Here is an 18,121-nt window from a genome sequence, read left to right as displayed (position 1 = left end):
CGTTCGCCAGCCCGGATTCGGTGGTCCCGGTGGCGCCCGCAGGGGTCGTGCCACCGGGAGTGGTGTGCTCAGTGCTCATACCTCCGGATTCTCGCACACCTCCCCGGCACGCCCCGGCACAGGTCACTACAGTGAGGGGCACGATGAGTACCACGAACACGGACCTTCCCCCGGACGTCACACTCGACCTGGCGTCCTCCCCGGTAGACCTCACCCGGCAACTGGTCGACATCCCCAGCCGGTCCCACCAGGAACGCACCATCGCCGACGCCCTGGAACAGGCACTGAGCAGGCTTGCCGGCGGATCCGCGGGCATCACCGTGGACCGGCACGGCAACACGCTGGTGGCGCGGACCCACCGTGGCCTGCCCACCCGCGTGGTGCTGGCCGGCCACATCGACACCGTCCCGCCCGCCGACAACCTCCCCTCTTTCAGGGGGCCGGACGCCGACGGCGTGGACTGCATCCACGGACTCGGGTCGGTGGACATGAAGTCGGGGGACGCGGTCTACATCCACGCCTTCGCCACCCTGGCGGCGTCCGGGGAGCTCGTCCACGACCTGACCCTGATCCTGTACGAGGGGGAGGAGGTTGCGACCCGCTACAACGGACTCAACCACCTGTCGGAGGCTCACCCGGAGTGGCTGGCCGGGGATGTCGCGCTGCTGGGCGAGCCGTCCGGCGCGGTGATCGAGGCCGGGTGCCAGGGGACGCTGCGGGTCCGGGTGACCGCCCACGGGACGCGGGCGCACTCGGCCAGGGCGTGGCTGGGCGACAACGCCGCGCACCGGCTGGGTCCGGTCATGTCGCGCATCGGCGCCTACGAGCCACGCTCCGTCGACATCGACGGGTGCGGCTACCGGGAGGGGCTCAACGTGGTGCACCTGGAGTCCGGGGTCGCCACGAACACCATTCCCGACGAGGCCTGGATGTTCGTCAACTTCCGCTTCGCCCCCGACCGTTCGGCGGACGAGGCGCTGGCGCACACCTGGGAGGTGCTCGGGGTGGGGACACCGGACGCTCCGGCGGAGGGCTTCACCCTCGACGTCGACGACCTGGCGCCCGGTGCGCTGCCGGGGCTGCACCGTCCCGCGGCGGCGGCGCTGGTGGAGGCGACCGGGGGCAACGTCCGGGCCAAGTTCGGGTGGACCGATGTCGCCCGCTTCTCGTCCCTGGGCATCCCGGCCGTGAACTTCGGCCCCGGTGACCCCGGGCTGTGCCACACCCCACAGGAGAACTGCCCTGTGGGGATGATCGAGACGGTCAGTGACCAGCTGATCAGCTACCTGACTACCCCGACGGGAGAAACAACGTGAACGACAGGGACAGGGACAACACCGAACCGTTCGTCTACCAGGGGCCGGTGATGCGTCGCCGGGTGGGTACCGCCGGTGACGGCGACGGGGGCTCGGTGACCGGTGGGCCGGTGCCGCGCTCGACCACCGACCAGCGGCTGCTGGACGAACAGCCGAACTCCGACTGGCTCCACTCCGACCCCTGGCGGGTCATGCGCATCCAGTCGGAGTTCGTCGAGGGGTTCGGCGCGCTCGCCGAGATCCCGAAGGCTGTCACGGTGTGGGGCTCGGCCCGCAGCGGGGAGGACCACCCCTACTACGCGATGGGGCGTGAACTGGGGCGCCGGCTGCACGAGGCCGGTTACGCGGTGATCACCGGTGGCGGACCGGGACTGATGGAGGCCCCGAACCGTGGGGCGGCCGAGGCCGGTGGGCTGTCGGTCGGCCTGGGTATTGAGTTGCCGCACGAGCAGGGATTGAACGACTGGGTGAACCTGGGGCTGAACTTCCGCTACTTCTTCGTCCGCAAGACGATGTTCCTGAAGTACGCCCAGGCCTTCGTCTGCCTGCCCGGTGGCTTCGGCACCCTCGACGAACTCTTCGAGGCGCTGGTGATGGTGCAGACCGGCAAGGTCCGCCGTTTCCCCATCGTCCTGCTCGGCTGTGAATTCTGGGGTGGGCTGGTCGACTGGATCCGCAGCCGCCTGGTGGACGAGGGGATGGTCTCCGAGGGGGACCCGGACCTGTTCCTGGTCACCGATTCACCGGAGGAGGCGGTGGCGTACTGTGTTGACGCACACCAGGGCAGGGTCGCTGAGCTGGAGCGCAGGCGCGGTGAGCTGCAGAAGGAACTCCAGGACCTCGAGGGCCACGCCGACTGGCTGCAGAACGGGCATGAACGCGCACAGGACCCCGGAACCCGGTAGTCTCAACACCTATGTACCTGCTCATCACCATTGCCGCCGCACTGCTGGTGGGACTGGTTCTCGTCTACCTCGTCCACGCCGTCTTCGACCGTGTGCCGTACGACAGTGAACCGGATGCGCCTGCGGAGCCGGATCCGGCTGCAGAACCGGAGCACGGGCACCCAGAGACCGTTGGAACGGAGGACGCGCAGTGAAGAGGATCCCCAATCTGCCCCGCCAGGTCCCCGAGATCACCGTGGGTACCGCCGTCGAGGGCACGGACGTCATCGGGTGCCGCGTGGTCGTCGGAGAGGTGCCGGAGACCGGCACGGGGGCGCACCTGGCAGATGACGGGGTCTGGGAGGTCCGGGTCCCGGCGGAGCCGGTGCCGTTGACCGACCTGACGGACCTGTCCGAGGAGCCCCGGCTGGGCGAGGACGGGTGGCGGGCGGCTGCGGCGGTCCTCGTCCGCCGGCTCGGGGTCGTCGTCGCCGGGCACCCGGTCCGGGCGAAAAGGCACACGGTGCAGGTCTCCGTCCCGTCCGGCACGACCGCACTGAACCTGCGCAATCTCGCCCAGGGGCTGGTCCTCGGTGGCCGTCCGATCGTGGTGACCAGGAAGGAGCCGTCCCCGGAGGTGCGGACGATCCACATCGACATCGGTGCGATCGACGACCCCACGGTGGTGGACAAGGCGGCGGAGAGCGTCTCCCGTGGCAGGGTCCAGGGGTCGGCGACCGCACTGGCGCGCGACCTCGCCAGCGTGCCGGAGTCGGACGCGACGCTGCAGTGGTGGAAGCGCCAGGCGAAGTCCGCGATCGGTGACATCCCCGGCACCCGGGTGAAGACCCACGGTGCGGGGTGGCTGCAGCGCAAGAGCTTCGGCGGTCTGCTGGCCACCGCCGTGGCCGAGGGCGCCCCCGCCGACCGGGACCCTGACGGGGACGTGGGAATGGTCGAACTGCAGTGGGACCCGGCGGCCGCCGAGGGGGACCTGACCGACGACCGCCCGGACGTGCTGATCGTCGGCGGGGCCGAGACCCCCGCCGTCATCCGGGCACTGGCGGAGCTCCGGGGGCCCAGGAAGGTGGTCGGACTGGTCCCGGTGTACGGCAGCACCCTGCCGCAGGCACTCCCGGACCGGACGGACGCGGTTGTCGAACACGTCAACGGGATGACGACCCGCCTGAACCTGACGGCGGACGGGGCCCAGCGGTCGCGGGCGTCCCGGCGGCTGGCACTCGCGGACTCCGTGGCCTACGGGGTGCAGCGGTACAACCCGCGCCGGGTGGTGGTGGTCGCACCGGTGGCCGCCGCATCGAAGATCGCACTCGGGGAGCGGACCGGGGCGGTGTTCGGGGATTCCCAGTCGGTCCGCCGGGTCACGCTGCGCGGTGCCCGGGTGGGGGAGCGGTGGTGGCCGATGCCCACCCCCGCCCATCTGGAGCGCAGGGTGACATCCCGGGAAGCGGACGCGGTGGTGCAGTCCGACGGTCCGGACGCGCTGACTGCGGCGATGTTCCTCCGCAGGTTCGCGGGTGAGGTGCCCTGCACTGTGCTGGACACCTTCGGCCCGGCCCGGTCCGATGCCGTGGTCGGTGAGGTCAACCGGGGCAGCACGGGTTTCGCCGCCAGGACTCTTGTAGAGTGGTTCAGGAAGTAATCCGACCTTTTTCCTTGGAGGGGAGACCCAGCGACCGTGCTCTCTGATGTCATCGACCTGCTCGCCGACCCCGTGGACGGCACCCCGCTCCGTCACGGCGACGAATCCTGGCGGACCCTGGTCTCCGAATCCGGCCACAGCTACGACGTGGCCCGGCAGGGCTACGTCACCCTCGCCGGCGGTGCTGGCCTACGGTACTCCGGCGACGACGCGGACATGATCCAGGCCCGCGAGACCTTCCTGTCCGGCGGCCACTTCAGTCCGTTCGTCGAGCAGTTGACCGAGAATGTCTCGCACGCCCTCGATGACGCCGACGTCGCCGAGGACACCTCCCCGGCGATCGTGGAGATCGGTGCCGGCACCGGCTACTACCTGTCGCACACCCTCGATTCGATCCTGCACTCCCGGGGGGTCGGCATCGACGTGTCCGTTCCCGCCGCCAAGCGGCTGGCGAGCTGCCATCCCCGGGTGGGCGCCGTTGTCGCCGACGCCTGGTCCAGGCTGCCGTTGCGTGACGGGTCCGTGGATGCGGTGACGGTCATCTTCGCCCCGCGCAACGCCGCGGAGTTCGCCCGGGTGCTGGCCCCTGAGGGCCAGGTGGTGGTGCTCACCGCCGATGCCGGGCACCTCGCCGAGCTGCGCGGGCCGCTGGGGATCATCGACGTCGAGGAGGGCAAGGTCGAGCGGATGATCTCCCAGGCATCGGGTCACCTGGTCCCGGTCGGGGATCCGCAGACCGTGGAGTTCAGCATGTCGCTGGACCAGGCATCCATCGCGGCACAGATCGGCATGAGCCCGTCGGCCCGCCACATTCACCCCCGTGTGCTGGCCGAACGTATCTCCGAGCTGCCGGAGACGATGACGGTCTCCGCCAAGGCGTCGATCACCCGGCTGAAGCGGGACCCTGCGCTCGGCTGAGCGTTCCCGCTGCCCCGCTCCCGGCTCTCCCCTAGTCCTCGCCGGGGTCGATCCCGGCCTCGAGGTCGCGGTCGGCCAGGACGGCCTCGCGGATCAGCCTCTCCTGCTCCTCCGGATCGTCGAGGTGGGCCAGGCGGCGCTGGAGCTGGCGCCCTAGTGACTCCATGGCGGAGATCACGTGTGCCTGTCCACTGGCGGCGACGCTGAACCTGTCGAAGGACCCCTCACCGGTCAGTGCGGTCGTCAGGGAGACGAGGCCGCCGTCGGCGAAGACCTCGCAGACGGGCCCGTCGACGAAGACGGTGAGGGTGTCACTGTCCCCGTCCGCCAGTGGTGCGGTGCGGACGTCCCCGTCCCGCTCGATGGTGACCTTGTCGCCGGAATGCCGAACACTGACCAGCACATTGCCCGCGTCGTCCTTGACGTCCACGGTCACCGACCCGCCAGGGCCGGCGTCGCCCTCCTCGGTGACCTCGAGCTGGGCGGTGAAGACCGCCGCACGGTCGGTGTAGGAGCGCACGGCGGTGGGGAGTCCGATGACGTCCTGGTAGAGGTGGCCCGCACGCAGGCTGAGGAAGCGGGGGACGGACAGGCAGTTCGCCCACGTCCCCTCGCCCTCGGGGGCGGTGGGGAAGGCCCCGACCAGGCCGGAGAGGACGGGTCGGTCACCCTGGACGAGGCGCGGCCGGGTGAAGTCATGACCGTGGTCGAGGACCTGGAATGGACTGCTCGGGTGGAACACGGTTCCCTCCAGCGTCCCGACGACGTAGCCGGTGGTCTCCGTGCTCCCGTCGCTGACGGTGCCGTCGGCGGGGTAGGTGACGAACAGGACGTCGTGCTTCTCACCGGTGTCCAGGTCGGTCATCACCGCGATGCGGGGCGCGAAGGGGCGACCCTCCGGGACGGTGGCGCCGTCCCCACTGAAGGTCAACGGCCCCTCCACCGTCCAGTGCTGCCGGTCGTCGGAGGTGAGGACAACGATGCTGGCGTCCTGCTCGTCCACCAGCGCCAGTGCGATCATCAGCCACCGGTCGCCGCGCCGGATCACCGACGGGGTCACGAGGTCGGGGACGGGGTGGGCCGAGTCGTCGACGCTGATGGTCCCGAGCCTCTCAACGAGGGGGGAGACCACGCTGGGGTCGTCCGAGATCTCGTCGGTGGTGGCCGAGAGATCGGCGATCCGCGCCCTCTGGACCGCGAAGCGGCGGTCTCCGCGGTGGCCGTGGGGGACGGTGTTGGAGCGGAGCCCGGCAGCGTCCTGCCCGGGGCTGGCCGTGGTGGTGACGAAGTACAGCTCCACGCCGTTGTCGACCGGCACCGAGGAGCCGGCGAGGCAGTCGATCTCGTCCTCCGCGGGGGCGAGGACGTCGTCGCAGACGTCCCAGCCGTAGGGGATTCCGGTGGCCACCTGGTGGGCCCAGCGTGCCCCGGCGTCCGGGCGGGGCCGGAACTGGTGGAAGACATGGAGGGCGTCGCCCTTGTTCAGGGCACCTGCGGGGGCTTCGAGGACGCCGACCTCCGCGGTGACGTGCAGTTCGGGTCGGTAACGATTCACGACACCCCTGTATACCAGCGTTCTCAGTGCTTCGTGACGATGGTCGTCCCGGCGCCGAGGGGGAGCCGGGCGACGGTCAGGACGTCGTCGGTGGCCAGGGACGCGAGGTGCTCCTCGGCGTCGTGGGCCGCCCGGGCCTGCCTGTCGGTCCTTTCGGGGTCGGCGAGAGTGCCGTCCAGCAGTGAATCGAGCAGGACCAGGACACCGCCGGGCCGCAGGGCGGGGAGGGCCGCGTTGACGGTGGCGGAGAGATGCTCGATCTCCGATTCGGAGACGATGATGTCGTAGGAGTCGTTGGCCAGACGTGTCACCCCGTCCAGGGGAGCGGAGGGCAGGAACCGGTAGCAGTTCGGTCGTACGCCGGCGGCGGAGAAGGCGTGCCGGGCGAGGGTCTGGTGCTGGACCTCCGGGTCGATGCAGGTGACGTGGCCGGTGCGTCCGCCGGTGCTGAAACCGGTGAACAGGTGCAGGCCGATGACACCGTAGGCCGGCGACATCACCACGGCACTTGGCGGGGTGGACGATGCGCGGGCCGCGAGGAAGGTCAGGAATTCCCCGGTGATGGAGTCCGGGGTCAGCAGTCCGTACTCGGCCGCCGAATCGCGGGCTGCGGCGAGTGGTTCGTCGGTCACGACCGATTCGTTGACGTAGTCGCGGACGGCGTCGAGGGCGGAGCTGGATTTCGCGTTCACGGGTGCAACTGTAGGTCGCCTCCGGTGCCGGTGGGGTGACCTGTGCGGCGAGTCGGGTGTGACGGGCCCGAATATGGGAGGACAGTGACTGCTGGGGTTGATGTGACAGTGCCCGGGGTGCGGACGGGTAACCGTTGGACACCGTGGTGGGCGACCGGATAGATTTGGAGTGGAAAGTCGTGTGGCTGTGGTTCACAGGAAACCTCCAGTCGCCCGCAACTCCCCGACAATGCACGTACGTCAGGATGGATCCCATGAACGCTGCAGCTGACTCGCACCCGGAGCCTACTCCGTCTGAGTCCGTCACGGGTGCCTACGACCGTGGCGAGGGAGACATGCCGTCCTGGGCCGACCTGGTGGGGGAGCACGCCGACAGCGTCTACCGCCTGGCGTACCGGCTCAGTGGTGATCCGCAGGACGCGGAGGACCTCACCCAGGACACGTTCATGCGGGCGTTCAGGTCGTTGAAGACCTACCGTCCCGGCACCTTCTCCGGATGGCTGCACAGGATCACCACCAACCTCTTCCTGGACATGGTCCGCCACCGGGCCACGATCCGCATGGAGGCCCTCCCGGAGAACTACGACCGGGTGGAGGGGACCCGGGAAGGCCCGGAGCGGGCGTTCGAGATGAACAACATCGACCCGGCGCTGGGCCGGGCACTCGATGACCTGGCACCCGAGTTCCGCGTCGCCGTGGTGCTCTGTGACGGCCTCGACCTGAGCTACGAGGAGATCGCCGACACGCTGGGCCTGAAGATGGGCACCGTGCGCTCACGCATCCACCGGGCGCGCAGTCAGCTCCGCGAGAGCCTGGAGCGCTCGTCCGGCGAGCTGAACTACGTCCCGCGGGCCTGACACGGGCCGTGTACCTGTGCGCGGGAGTGCAGGCTTGCGGCACGCTGCGGCGTCACTGGGTACCATGGGGGATCGTTGGATGAATGTTCGACGCCCGGTGTGCATGACGGGCGCGATGAAAGCGTGAGGAGGCCGGACCTTGACGGATATGGGCGGTTTCTCCGACGTCGGACATCTCACCCCGGAAGTTGTCGCGGCACTTGTCGACGGGGAACTGGGGAAAGGGGCCGAGCACCGGGCGCGCATCCACCTGGTCCACTGCGAAGAGTGCCGGACAGAGGTCCGTGCCCAGCGGCAGGCCGCTGAGCGGCTCAGGGGGAGTGACCCCCTCGACGGGATCCATGTCTCCGGTAGCCTCCTGGACCGGCTGACGCAGATACCCACGGTGTGCGGGGACAACGCAGAGCAGGCGGAGGATGAGCCGGGGGATGTGGGCCCGGACGGACGCCGCCGGCCGGCGACCCTGTCCGGACGCATGGCGGCGGCGGCACGCCGGGTGCAGCGGATGGGATCGGCGGCACAGTCCAAGTCGCCGCGCAAGCGCCGGGAGCGGTAGGATCGTCGGGGTCGGAACAGTCGAAGGAAAGGCGCGTGCACGGTGTTCTCCAGCGTCGGATGGGGCGAGATCCTCGTTGTGATCATCGTCGGCATCGTCGTGGTCGGCCCGGAGCGTCTCCCACGGCTGATCAATGACGTCAAGGCACTGCTGCTGGCGGCACGCCGGACGGTGTCGAACGCGCGCAAGGAGTTCGACGAGGACTTCGGGGAGGATTTCGAGGAGTTCCGCAAGCCGCTGAACCAGCTCAACAGTGTGCGGCAGATGGGGGCCCGCGGGTTCATCACCAAGACCCTGCTCGATGACGACGACAGTTTCCTGTCCGACTTCGAGGACTCCGCCCGTGAGGTCACCGGGGCATTCAAGGGTACCGCGGACGCGGTCCGGCACCCCGTGCGGGAGACCTCGCCGGACAAGGGGGCCCCGGCCACCGGAGCGGCCTCTGGGACGTCCTCGGGGACGGTCTCCGGGGGAACCTCCGGAGCGACCGGTGAACCGGCGGAGGCGGGAGTGCCGGCCGCGGATGCTCCGGCGGAGTCCGGGGTGGAGGTGGCCCCTGTGGAGGAACCTGTCGCGCAGGCCTCTGAGCCGCACACCGGCCTTCCCCGTCAGGGGGAGGCAGGTCGCGCCCCGGACTGGACCGACTCCAGGGGCTACGACGACGCGATGTAGCTGCCGCGGTCCCGCAGCCCCGCCGGTGACGGACTTTCACACCCGACCGGATTTCTGACCTTCCCATGCGATGCTGTGACCTGCGCGTATCACATCGTGGGAATTTTCAGGGTGTGAAAGTGTCGGTGAGGGGGCACCGACGCCCCGGTGACCTTGGAGCCCCGGGCACGCGCATCATGGATCAGGACCCGGCGACACCCAGGTTCAGGGAACGCCCCGCCAGCGACTGGCGACGGGTCACCAGGTGGTCGGCGATGTCTCCCAGCGCCTCGCCCGAGGCTGAGCCGGGCTCGGAGATCGTGATCGGATTACCCAGGTCCCCGCCGATGCGCAGGTTGGGGTCCAGGGGGATCTGACCCATCAGGGGCACCTCGCCTCCGGTGATCTCGCTGAGTCGGTCGGCGACGACCTGGCCGCCACCGGTGCCGAAGATGTCCATCCGTGTGCCGTCCGGCATGTCCATCCAGCTCATGTTCTCGATCACGCCGCCGATGCGCTGCCGGGTCTGCTGCGAGATGCTGCCCGCGCGCTCGGCGACCTCCGCGGCCGCGACCTGCGGCGTCGTGACGATCAGCAACTCAGCGTTCGGGACGAGCTGGGCCACCGAAATGGCCACGTCGCCGGTGCCCGGCGGCAGGTCGAGCAGCAGGATGTCCAGGTCGCCCCAGAACACGTCGGCGAGGAACTGCTGGATCGCCCGGTGCAGCATCGGCCCACGCCACACGACAGGGGAGTTGCCGTCGAGGAAGTGGCCGATGGAGATCAGCTTCACCCCGTGGGCCTGGGGCGGGAGGATCATGTCGTCGACCTGGTGCGGCCGGTCATTGGAGCCCATCATGTGGGGCACGGAGTGGCCGTAGATGTCCGCGTCGACGACGCCGACATTGAGGCCACGCCGGGCCAGTGCGGTGGCCAGGTTCACGGTCACCGAGGACTTGCCGACCCCGCCCTTGCCGGACGCGATGGCGTAGACCCGGGTGGTGGAGTCCGGCTGGGCGAAGGGGACGATCGGCTCGGCGGCCCCGCCGCGGACCTTCGTCCGGAGCTCCCGGCGCTGCTCGTCGCTCATCACGTCGGTGGTGACGGTGACCCGCTGGACGCCGTCGACACCTTCGGTGGCCTCCTGCGTCCGGGAGGTCAGCGTCGATTTCATCGGGCAGGCGGCGATGGTCAGGAAGATCTCGACGGCAACGTCCCCGCCGTCGATGTCGATCGATTTGACCATGCCGAGCTCGGTGATCGGCTTGTTGAGTTCCGGGTCCTCGACGGCGTCGAGGGCGCTGCGGACCGCTGATTCAGTGACTGTAGACATCATCCCCGATGGTACGCCCGGCCTGGGCCGGAACAAACCATGGTTTCCCTCACACTGGCCCTCACACCGGGTCGTCGTCCCGGTGTTCGTCGCGCTGCTCGTCGTGGCGCTGGTCCTCCATTTTGTCCTCGATCCTGCGGAGCAGGTCACCGAGGTCGTCGAGTTCGCGGCGCAGGTAGTCGCGGGTCACGTTCTCACCCACGGCGATGCGCAGCCCGGCGAGCTCGCGGGCCAGGAACTCGGTGTCGGCCTTGGTCTCCTCGGCCCGGCGCCGGTCCTCGTTGAGCGACACCCGGTCCCGGTCGTCCTGCCGGTTCTGAGCCAGCAGGATCAGCGGCGCGGCGTAGGCCGCCTGGGTGGAGAAGGCGAGGTTCAGCAGGATGAAGGGGTAGGGGTCCCAGTTCCACCAGAATCCGCCGATGTTCAGGCAGATCCAGACGATCACGATCACCGTCTGCCACATCAGGTAGCGTCCGGTGCCGAGGAACCTGGCCACCTTCTCGGCGCCGGAACCGACGGCGTCATCATTGAGGGCGAACAGCCTGCGCCGGTTCGCGGCGATCGGGGTGTCCAGCTCGGTCCTGGGGTAGTTGTCCGGCATGTCTCTCCTCACGCGGTGCGGGTCGTGGGGTCGGTCGTGGGGCGGTTGGTGGTGCGGTTCTCGCGCCAGTCGTCGTCGCGCCAGTTCTCGGGCAGAAGGTGGTCGAGGAGGTCGTCGACGCCGACGGCGCCGAGCAGGTGGTGTCCCTCGTCGAGCACGGGTGCGGACACCAGGTTGTAGGTGGCGAAATAGCGGGCCGCCGTCTCCTCACTGTCGTCCGGGTGCAGCGCGGGGAGGTCGAGGTCGAGCAGTCCGCCGACCAGTGACGACGGTGGTTCGCGCAGGAGCTTCTGCAGGTGGACGCACCCCAGGTAGCGTCCGGTCGGTGTGGCCTGCGGGGGACGGGCGACGAAGATCAGCGAACTCAGCGACAGCGGCACCTCCGGATTCCGGGCGTGCGCCAGTGCCTCGGCGACGGTGGCCTGCGGCGTCAGGATGATCGGGTCCGAGGTCATCAGCGCACCGACGGTGTCGGGGGAGAAGCTCATCAGGCGCCGGACCGGTTCGGACTCCTCGGGGTCCATGAGCTCGAGCAGGACGTCCGCCTTGTCGTCGGGCAGCTCGCCCAGCAGGTCGGCGGCGTCGTCCGGATCCATCTCCTCGAGGATCATCGCGGCGCGCTCGATGTTGAGCGCCTCGAGGATCTCGGTCTGCTCGTCATCCGGGAGCTCGGCGATGACGTCGGCGAGCCGGTCGTCGTCCAGTTCTCCCGCGACACGGAACCGGCGTTCCGCCGGCAGGTCGCGCAGTGCGATGGCGACGTCGGCGTTGCGCATCACCGTGAACTCGGCGATGAGTTCGGCGTCGACGTCGCGCGGACCCGTCCCCGAGGCGGACAGTCCGTGCACGTGCTTCAACGGGATGATCGCGGGTGTGCTGCGCCGTCCGAGACGGGGGCGGGTGATCACGGCGACGCGGCTGAGGTCCCACTCCCTGGTCCGGGTGAGCTCCAGCTCGACGTCGGAGATCTCGACAGCGCGTCCGGCCAGGTTCTCGTACGCGGGGTCGTCGGTGTGGACCTTCGCGCCGACGAGGTCCTCCATCACGGTCAGCTCACCGGCCCGCGACCGGAAGGGGCGCAGGTTCACCGAGCTGGTGTTCAGGGTGACCTCCTTCGGGTCGATGGCGGCGACCCTCCCCATGGGCAGGAAGATGCGTCTCTTCCCCGCGACCTCGGCCACCAGACCCAGGGCCTGTGCGCGGGAGGGACGAATGGTCACCACGATGTCCCGGACCCTCCCCAGCGATTCCCCGTCGGAGCCGAGGAGCAGCATCCCGGCCAGTCGTCCCGCGTACACCCGTGTTGTGCCCATGGGTAATGAGGTTACTTCACCTCACAGCCAGCCGTTGCGGCGGAACACCCGCACCAGCAGGACGACCGATGCCACGATCGCGATGATGACCGCCGGGTAGCCCCAGGACGTCCCGAGTTCCGGCATGTGCACGAAGTTCATGCCGTAGAACCCGGTGAACAGGGTCGGCACGGCGATCACGCCAGCCCAGGCGGAGATCTTGCGCATGTCCGTGTTCTGCTGCAGTGAGATCCGGGCGGACGCGACGTCGATCAGCCCGGAGAGCCGGTCGGTGTAGCCGTCGATCCGCGCGGCGGTCTGGAGCTGGTGGTCCAGGACATCGCGCATGTAGGAGTGGTCGTGTTCGGGGAACAGGTCGGACGCCCCGTCCAGGCCCTTCAGGGCGGGTGTCAACGGTTCGACCGCGTGCCGGATGGTCAGGACCTCCCGCATCTGCACGTAGACGTCCTGGATGGAGAAGTCGCCGTCGGGGTCGAACACGGCGTCCTCCAGGGCGTTGATGTCGTCCTCGAGCTCTTCGGCGATGCGCAGGTAGTTGTCCACCACGTCGTCGGTGTAGGCGTACAGCAGGGAATGCGGGCTGAAGGAGCGGTCCAGGTCCCCCTGCAGGCGGGTGGTGATGTCCGGGATGCTCGCTGCGGGGCCGTGGGTGACCGAGATCAGGAACCCCTGCCCGAGGATCAGCTGCACCTCGCCGACGGCCGCCTCCGGACGTCCTGTGCCGTCGCCGCCGCCGTCACCCCCGGAATAGCTGAGGGAGCGCAGCACCAGCACCGCCTGGTCGCCGTAGCGCTCGAACTTGGGACGTTGCCTGCCGAGGACCGCGTCCTCCACGATCAGCTCGTGGATGCCGAACACCTCGGCGAGCGTGCGCATGTGGGAGACCCTCGGCGCCCGGGTGCTGATCCAGCAGAACTCGTCGGTGGTCATGCCGTCGTGGAGTTGCTGCACGTCCGACACATTCTCCAGGGTCACGTGCCGGGAGGTCACCGACGCATCGGGGCGCCTCTGGTACACGGTGCAGCTGTCGGCGGTGTGGAACGTGTCCGAACTCGGTTCCGTACTCATGGTGGCAAGTTAAGCAGATGTCGCGCGGACGGCTATCCTTTAGACGGATACGGATAGTGAGGGTGCAGTAAGGGAGGTTGGCATGACCCGCTTGATCGCCGGTGGTCTCTGCGGCATGGCCGTGATTCTGGCGCTGCCCGGCAGCCCGCTGTGGATTCCCCACGCCGTGGGGGGAGTCGTCGCCGCGGCCGCAGCACTGCTGTCGGACAGGGCACGGTTGTGGGCAGTGGTGCCGTGGGTGGCACTCGTCGTGGTGTTCGTGGTGGCATGGTGGTGATGATGGAAGGACGCGGGGTGCGGCAGATGGCACGGTTCAGGACGGGTGCGGTGGCGGTGGCTGCCGGTGCCCTGGTGCCCGCGATGGCGGCCTGCACGTCCAGCGACGCCACCGGACCGTCCGCCCCGGAGCTGGATGCGGACACATCCGGGACGGTGGTGCTCGGGGTGACCGACGATCCGGTCCAGCAACGCCTGGTGGACAGCTACGAGAGCGAGTTCGCCGCGGTGGGACGCAGCGTTGACGCCTCGGACGTGTCCGGGCAGGACCGTCTGCCGCGCCTGCTCAGCGGTGAACTGACCATGGTGGTGGGATGCGTCGGTGAGCTGCTGGACGAACTCGACCCGGCCAAGGGGGAGGAGATGCGTGGTCGCTACGCCGAGGCGAAGGACGAGGCCGCCGCGGACGGCGGCGAGGTGGACCCCTCGCAGTGGCGTGACATCACCCATTCGACGATGTTCTCCGCGCTTCCCACGGACCTGCAGGCCAGCGACCCCGGCGAGGCGGTGGGCTGTGACGATGACTCCCTGCCGCAGAACATCGTCGCGCTGTACCGCAACACCGAGCTCGACCGGCAGGACCGCAAGGCCCTGAACAATGTCGCCGGCGGGGTCAGCAGTGACGAGGTCGCCCCGACGTGCCCGACAGGGAGAAGGGGAGCCGCTACTTCGCGAAGGCGTCGTTCAGCAGCTGCTCCTGCTCCAGCTTGTGCACCTTCGCCACACCGGTGGCGGTGGAGGACTGGGCACGGCGCGAGATGCGCTTCATGCTGAAGCCCGGGATGCGCTCAGGCAGGTGGAGGGCGACGAACGGCCACGGACCCTGGTTCGCCGGCTCGTCCTGCACCCAGCGGAACTCCGCGTTCGGGTACCGGTCGGTGACGTCCTTGATCCGGTTGTGCGGCAGCGGGTGCAGCATCTCCACGCGGACGATCGCGACATCGTCACGTTCATCGGCCGCGCGCTTCTTCTCCAGGTCGTAGTAGATCTTGCCGGAGCAGAGGATCACGGTGGAGATGTCGTCGTGCGTGCCGGAGGTCTCCTCCAGCCGCGGGTCGTCCAGCACCGAGCGGAAGCTGGTGACCTCGGTGAAGTCCTCCACCGGGGAGGTGGCGGCCTTGTTGCGCAGCATGGACTTCGGGGTGAAGACCACCAGCGGGCGGCGCATGCTGCCCATGGCGTGCCGGCGCAGCAGGTGGAAGTAGTTCGCCGGGGCGGTCGGCTGTGCGATGGTCATCGAGCCCTCGGCGGCCATCTGCAGGAAACGCTCGATGCGGGCGCTGGAGTGGTCCGGCCCCTGGCCCTCGTAGCCGTGGGGCAGCAGCAGGATCAGGTTCGACAGCTGGCCCCACTTCGCCTCGCCCGAGGAGACGTACTCGTCGATGATGGTCTGGGCGCCGTTCATGAAGTCGCCGAACTGTGCCTCCCAGGCCACCACCGCGTCCAGGTTGCCCACGGAGTAGCCGTACTCGAAGCCCATTCCGGCGAACTCCGTCAGCGGCGAGTTGTAGGCGCGGAAGGAGCCACCGTTGCCGTGGTCCGCCGCGAGCTTCTCCAGGGGGCTGTACGGCTCGGAGGTCTCCGCGTCGAACAGCACCGCGTGGCGCTGGGTGAACGTACCGCGCAGCGAATCCTCGCCGGCGAGACGGACCAGACGGCCGTCTTCCGCGAGTGTGGCGAAGGCCAGCAGCTCGGCGAAGGCCCAGTCGACGCCGCCATTGACCGACATCTCGTGGCGGCGCTTGACCACCGGCTTGACACGCTGGTGGACACTGAAGCCCTCCGGGACGTTGGCGAAGGCGTCTCCGACGGCCTCGAGGGTCTCCGGGCTGACCGAGGTGTCCAGGCCGCGGGTCAGCGACTGGGATCCGGCGATGCCGGTCTGCTCGGCCGGTGCGGTGCCCTTCTCCGCCTCGCGGACCTGGTTGAACACGGTCTCCATCTGGTCGTGGAAGTCCTCGGCGGCGCGCTTGGCGTCCTCGTCGGTCAGCTCGCCACGGCCCACCAGGGTGTCGTGGTACAGGGCACGGACGGTCGGACGGTCGTGGATCCGGTCGTACATCGCGGCCTGGGTCATTGACGGGTCGTCGGACTCGTTGTGGCCACGCCGGCGGTAGCAGACCAGGTCGATGAAGACGTCCTTGCCGAAACGGCGGCGGTACCCGGCGGCCAGGCGTGCGACCCAGACCACGGCCTCGGGGTTGTCCCCGTTGACGTGGAAGATCGGGGCGTCGAAGCCCTTCGCGAGGTCGGTGACGTAGTGGGTGGAACGGCCGGCGTCCGGCGTGGTGGTGAAGCCGATCTGGTTGTTGACGACCACGTGGACGGTGCCGCCGACGGAGTAGCCGTTGAGCTTTCCGAGGTTGATCGTCTCCTGGACGATGCCGAGACCGGTGAAGGCCGCGTCGCCGTGCATCAGAATCGGCATGATCGGGAAGTCGTTGCCGTTCTCGGAGAGGTCCTGGTGCGCCCGGGAGATACCCTCCATGACCGGGTTCACCGCCTCCAGGTGGGAGGGATTCGCGGTCAGGGTGATGTCGATGTCGTTGTCACCGAACATCTGGGTGTACTCGCCGGTCTGCCCGAGGTGGTACTTGACGTCACCGGAACCGCCGGAGATCGACGGCTCGATGTTGCCCTCGAACTCGGTGAAGACCTTGGAGTAGGGCTTGCCGACGATGTTGGCCAGCACGTTCAGGCGGCCGCGGTGCGGCATGCCGATGACGACCTCCTCGAGGCCCTGCTCGGCGGCGGAGTCGACCGCGGCGTCCAGGAGCGGGATCAGCGACTCGGCGCCCTCCAGCGAGAAGCGCTTCTGGCCGATGTACTTCGTCTGCAGGAAGTTCTCGAACGCCTCGGCGGAGTTCAGGGTCTGCAGCAGGTACTTCTGCTCGGGATTGGACAGCTTGGGCTGGCCGGCCTCGATCTGCTCCTCGAGCCACTGGCGCTCGGTGTGGTCGAGGATGTGGGTGTACTCCGAGCCGACCTTCAGGGTGTAGGCCCTGCGCAGGGTCGCCAGGACCTCGCGCAGCGTCATCTTCTCGCGGCCGGCGAACCCGCCGACGTTGAAGCTGCGGTCGTAGTCCCACAGGGTCAGACCGTGGGTCTCGATGTCCAGGTCGGAGTGGTCGGGGACCGGCAGGCCCGGCTGGGTCCACTGCAGCGGGTCGATGTCCGCGATGAGGTGGCCGCGGCTGCGGTAGGCCTCGATGAGCTGCATGACGCGGGTGGACTTGTCCACACCGATGCTGGGCAGGTCCTGGCTCCAGCGGACCGGGGCGTAGGGCACCGACATGGCGGTGAAGATGTCGTCCCAGAAGTCGTCGTTGATCAGCAGGCGGCTGATGTCGCGGAGGAACTCGCCGGACTCCGCACCCTGGATGATGCGGTGGTCGTAGGTCGAGGTCATCGTGACGAGCTTGCCCACGCCGATCTCGGCGAGGCGGTCCTCGGACGCGCCGGCGAACTCCGCCGGGTAGTCCATGGCGCCGACACCGACGATGGTGCCCTGCCCGCGGGTCAGACGGGGCACGGAGTGACGGGTGCCAATGCCGCCGGGGTTGGTCAGCTGGATGGTGACCCCGCTGAAGTCGTCCATGGTCAGCTTGCCGATGCGGGCGCGGTTGACGATGTCCTCGTAGGCGTCGACGAAGCCGTCGAAGGAGAGGGTCTCGCACTCACGGATGGCGGCGACGACGAGGTTGCGCGCGCCATTCTTGGAGACCATGTCGATGGCCAGGCCGAGGTTGATGTGCTCGGGGGTGACCATCACCGGCTTGCCGTCGACGACCTTGTAGCTGTTGTTCATCGAGGGGTGGGCCTGCGTGGCCTTGACCATTGCCCAGCCGATGATGTGGGTGAAGCTGATCTTGCCCTTGCCGCGGGACTTCAGGTGGTCGTTGACCATGGCGCGGTTCTCGAACATCAGCTTCGCCGGCATGTCGCGCACGGTCGTGGCTGTGGGGATCTCGAGGGAGATGTCCATGTTCTTGGCGATGGACTTCTGTGCGCCCTTGAGGGGGTGGTCGCCGGAGGTGGGCGCCTCGACCGGGCTCTTCGGGGCCGGCGGTGCGACGCGCTCGGGAATCGGGTTGACGGAGGCTGGCAGTGACCTGGCCGCGGCTCCGGCCTCCGTACCGGACGCCATCGGCGGGACGGGCTTGGAGGGCTTCTCCGGCTCCTTGTCGGGGGCCTTCGCGGGTGCCTTCTCCGGGGTGTTCTTCGTGGCCGCTGCCTTCTTCGTGGAGGTTCCGGTGCTGTCTGCGCCGGGACTGCCGGCTGCGGCGGGCTGTTCAACCTTGTCCGGCCGGTTGTTGAAAAGATCCCGCCATTCCTGGTCAACGGACTGCGGGTCTTCCTTGAACTGCTGGTACATCTGGTCGACCAGCCATTCGTTTTGGCCGAAATTGGTGCTGTTCACAGCAGGTCCTCGCCTCAT

General features: G+C 68.8%; 17 protein-coding genes. 10 read left to right on the top strand and 7 right to left on the bottom strand.

Going from position 1 to position 18,121, the window contains the following annotated elements:
* Window positions 1–143 precede the first annotated feature (143 nt).
* From dapE to ACTIL2_RS00440, 5 genes are read left to right on the top strand one after another with little or no spacing between them, the layout of a single operon-like run.
* The gene (gene dapE, locus ACTIL2_RS00460; protein ID WP_442335470.1) at window positions 144–1,316 is read left to right on the top strand and encodes a succinyl-diaminopimelate desuccinylase; all 1,173 of its coding nucleotides are present in this window, start codon (window positions 144–146) and stop codon (window positions 1,314–1,316) included.
* A 50-nt stretch (window positions 1,317–1,366) separates the two neighbouring features.
* Window positions 1,367–2,221, top strand: a complete 855-nt coding sequence (locus ACTIL2_RS00455; RefSeq protein WP_442335488.1) for a TIGR00730 family Rossman fold protein — start codon at window positions 1,367–1,369, stop codon at window positions 2,219–2,221.
* 11 nt (window positions 2,222–2,232) lie between these two features.
* A complete protein-coding gene (locus tag ACTIL2_RS00450) occupies window positions 2,233–2,415 on the top strand; it encodes a hypothetical protein (protein WP_442335469.1) in 183 nt (60 codons plus the stop codon).
* A complete protein-coding gene (locus ACTIL2_RS00445) occupies window positions 2,412–3,863 on the top strand; it encodes an aminopeptidase (protein WP_442335468.1) in 1,452 nt (483 codons plus the stop codon). Before ACTIL2_RS00450 ends, ACTIL2_RS00445 begins: the two co-directional genes overlap by 4 nt.
* Before the next feature lie 36 nt (window positions 3,864–3,899).
* Window positions 3,900–4,781: a methyltransferase domain-containing protein gene (locus ACTIL2_RS00440; protein WP_442335467.1), complete on the top strand. Its 882-nt coding sequence runs from the start codon at window positions 3,900–3,902 to the stop codon at window positions 4,779–4,781.
* A 31-nt stretch (window positions 4,782–4,812) separates the two neighbouring features.
* On the opposite strand, the gene ACTIL2_RS00435 is transcribed toward ACTIL2_RS00440, so the two are convergent.
* Both ACTIL2_RS00435 and ACTIL2_RS00430 read right to left on the bottom strand, forming a co-directional pair.
* A complete protein-coding gene (locus ACTIL2_RS00435) occupies window positions 4,813–6,336 on the bottom strand; it encodes a GH32 C-terminal domain-containing protein (RefSeq protein ID WP_442335466.1) in 1,524 nt (507 codons plus the stop codon).
* Between the two features lie 23 nt (window positions 6,337–6,359).
* Complete coding sequence (locus ACTIL2_RS00430; protein ID WP_442335465.1) at window positions 6,360–7,028, bottom strand: O-methyltransferase; 669 nt, start codon at window positions 7,026–7,028, stop codon at window positions 6,360–6,362.
* A 245-nt stretch (window positions 7,029–7,273) separates the two neighbouring features.
* On the opposite strand from ACTIL2_RS00430, the gene sigE reads away from it, so the two are divergent.
* The 3 genes from sigE to tatB all read left to right on the top strand — a co-directional run bounded on the left by sigE (window position 7,274) and on the right by tatB (window position 9,113).
* Window positions 7,274–7,885: an RNA polymerase sigma factor SigE gene (sigE, locus tag ACTIL2_RS00425; protein WP_442335464.1), complete on the top strand. Its 612-nt coding sequence runs from the start codon at window positions 7,274–7,276 to the stop codon at window positions 7,883–7,885.
* Between the two features lie 148 nt (window positions 7,886–8,033).
* Window positions 8,034–8,441, top strand: a complete 408-nt coding sequence (locus tag ACTIL2_RS00420; RefSeq protein ID WP_442335487.1) for an anti-sigma factor — start codon at window positions 8,034–8,036, stop codon at window positions 8,439–8,441.
* A 42-nt stretch (window positions 8,442–8,483) separates the two neighbouring features.
* Window positions 8,484–9,113: a Sec-independent protein translocase protein TatB gene (gene tatB / locus ACTIL2_RS00415; RefSeq protein WP_442335463.1), complete on the top strand. Its 630-nt coding sequence runs from the start codon at window positions 8,484–8,486 to the stop codon at window positions 9,111–9,113.
* Between the two features lie 181 nt (window positions 9,114–9,294).
* Here tatB and ACTIL2_RS00410 read toward each other — a convergent pair whose 3' ends face one another.
* The 4 genes from ACTIL2_RS00410 to ACTIL2_RS00395 all read right to left on the bottom strand — a co-directional run bounded on the left by ACTIL2_RS00410 (window position 9,295) and on the right by ACTIL2_RS00395 (window position 13,407).
* A complete protein-coding gene (locus ACTIL2_RS00410; protein ID WP_442335462.1) occupies window positions 9,295–10,425 on the bottom strand; it encodes an Mrp/NBP35 family ATP-binding protein in 1,131 nt (376 codons plus the stop codon).
* Window positions 10,426–10,486: 61 nt separating this feature from the next.
* Window positions 10,487–11,026 (bottom strand): DUF1003 domain-containing protein, encoded by a 540-nt coding sequence (locus tag ACTIL2_RS00405; RefSeq protein ID WP_442335461.1) that lies wholly within the window; start codon window positions 11,024–11,026, stop codon window positions 10,487–10,489.
* Between the two features lie 8 nt (window positions 11,027–11,034).
* Window positions 11,035–12,339 (bottom strand): magnesium transporter MgtE N-terminal domain-containing protein, encoded by a 1,305-nt coding sequence (locus tag ACTIL2_RS00400; RefSeq protein ID WP_442335460.1) that lies wholly within the window; start codon window positions 12,337–12,339, stop codon window positions 11,035–11,037.
* A 21-nt stretch (window positions 12,340–12,360) separates the two neighbouring features.
* On the bottom strand, window positions 12,361–13,407 hold the full coding sequence (locus ACTIL2_RS00395) for a magnesium and cobalt transport protein CorA (protein WP_442335459.1): 1,047 nt from the start codon (window positions 13,405–13,407) through the stop codon (window positions 12,361–12,363).
* 82 nt (window positions 13,408–13,489) lie between these two features.
* Here ACTIL2_RS00395 and ACTIL2_RS00390 point away from each other — a divergent pair, with 82 nt between their 5' ends.
* Window positions 13,490–13,684 (top strand): hypothetical protein, encoded by a 195-nt coding sequence (locus ACTIL2_RS00390; protein WP_442335458.1) that lies wholly within the window; start codon window positions 13,490–13,492, stop codon window positions 13,682–13,684.
* Window positions 13,684–14,457: a hypothetical protein gene (locus ACTIL2_RS00385; protein ID WP_442335457.1), complete on the top strand. Its 774-nt coding sequence runs from the start codon at window positions 13,684–13,686 to the stop codon at window positions 14,455–14,457. The genes ACTIL2_RS00390 and ACTIL2_RS00385 overlap by 1 nt, the downstream gene beginning before the upstream one ends.
* Here ACTIL2_RS00385 and ACTIL2_RS00380 read toward each other — a convergent pair.
* Window positions 14,348–18,103: a multifunctional oxoglutarate decarboxylase/oxoglutarate dehydrogenase thiamine pyrophosphate-binding subunit/dihydrolipoyllysine-residue succinyltransferase subunit gene (locus ACTIL2_RS00380; RefSeq protein WP_442335456.1), complete on the bottom strand. Its 3,756-nt coding sequence runs from the start codon at window positions 18,101–18,103 to the stop codon at window positions 14,348–14,350. The two genes, ACTIL2_RS00385 and ACTIL2_RS00380, sit on opposite strands and share 110 nt — an antisense overlap.
* Between the last annotated feature and the right edge of the window lie 18 nt (window positions 18,104–18,121).

This window comes from Corynebacterium sp. (assembly GCF_052107835.1).
In the GTDB taxonomy this organism is placed as follows: domain Bacteria; phylum Actinomycetota; class Actinomycetes; order Mycobacteriales; family Mycobacteriaceae; genus Corynebacterium.
This window is presented reverse-complemented; position numbering and strand designations above follow the sequence as displayed.

Coding starts and splice junctions, on each gene's coding strand:
- ACTIL2_RS00420 (WP_442335487.1), top strand. CDS start 8,034: ATGGGCGGTTTCTCCGACGTCGGACATCTCACCCCGGAAGTTGTCGCG.
- ACTIL2_RS00385 (WP_442335457.1), top strand. CDS start 13,684: ATGATGGAAGGACGCGGGGTGCGGCAGATGGCACGGTTCAGGACGGGT.
- ACTIL2_RS00450 (WP_442335469.1), top strand. CDS start 2,233: ATGTACCTGCTCATCACCATTGCCGCCGCACTGCTGGTGGGACTGGTT.
- ACTIL2_RS00390 (WP_442335458.1), top strand. CDS start 13,490: ATGACCCGCTTGATCGCCGGTGGTCTCTGCGGCATGGCCGTGATTCTG.
- ACTIL2_RS00455 (WP_442335488.1), top strand. CDS start 1,367: ATGCGTCGCCGGGTGGGTACCGCCGGTGACGGCGACGGGGGCTCGGTG.
- sigE (WP_442335464.1), top strand. CDS start 7,274: ATGGATCCCATGAACGCTGCAGCTGACTCGCACCCGGAGCCTACTCCG.
- ACTIL2_RS00395 (WP_442335459.1), bottom strand. CDS start 13,407: ATGAGTACGGAACCGAGTTCGGACACGTTCCACACCGCCGACAGCTGC.
- ACTIL2_RS00410 (WP_442335462.1), bottom strand. CDS start 10,425: ATGTCTACAGTCACTGAATCAGCGGTCCGCAGCGCCCTCGACGCCGTC.
- ACTIL2_RS00400 (WP_442335460.1), bottom strand. CDS start 12,339: ATGGGCACAACACGGGTGTACGCGGGACGACTGGCCGGGATGCTGCTC.
- dapE (WP_442335470.1), top strand. CDS start 144: ATGAGTACCACGAACACGGACCTTCCCCCGGACGTCACACTCGACCTG.
- ACTIL2_RS00405 (WP_442335461.1), bottom strand. CDS start 11,026: ATGCCGGACAACTACCCCAGGACCGAGCTGGACACCCCGATCGCCGCG.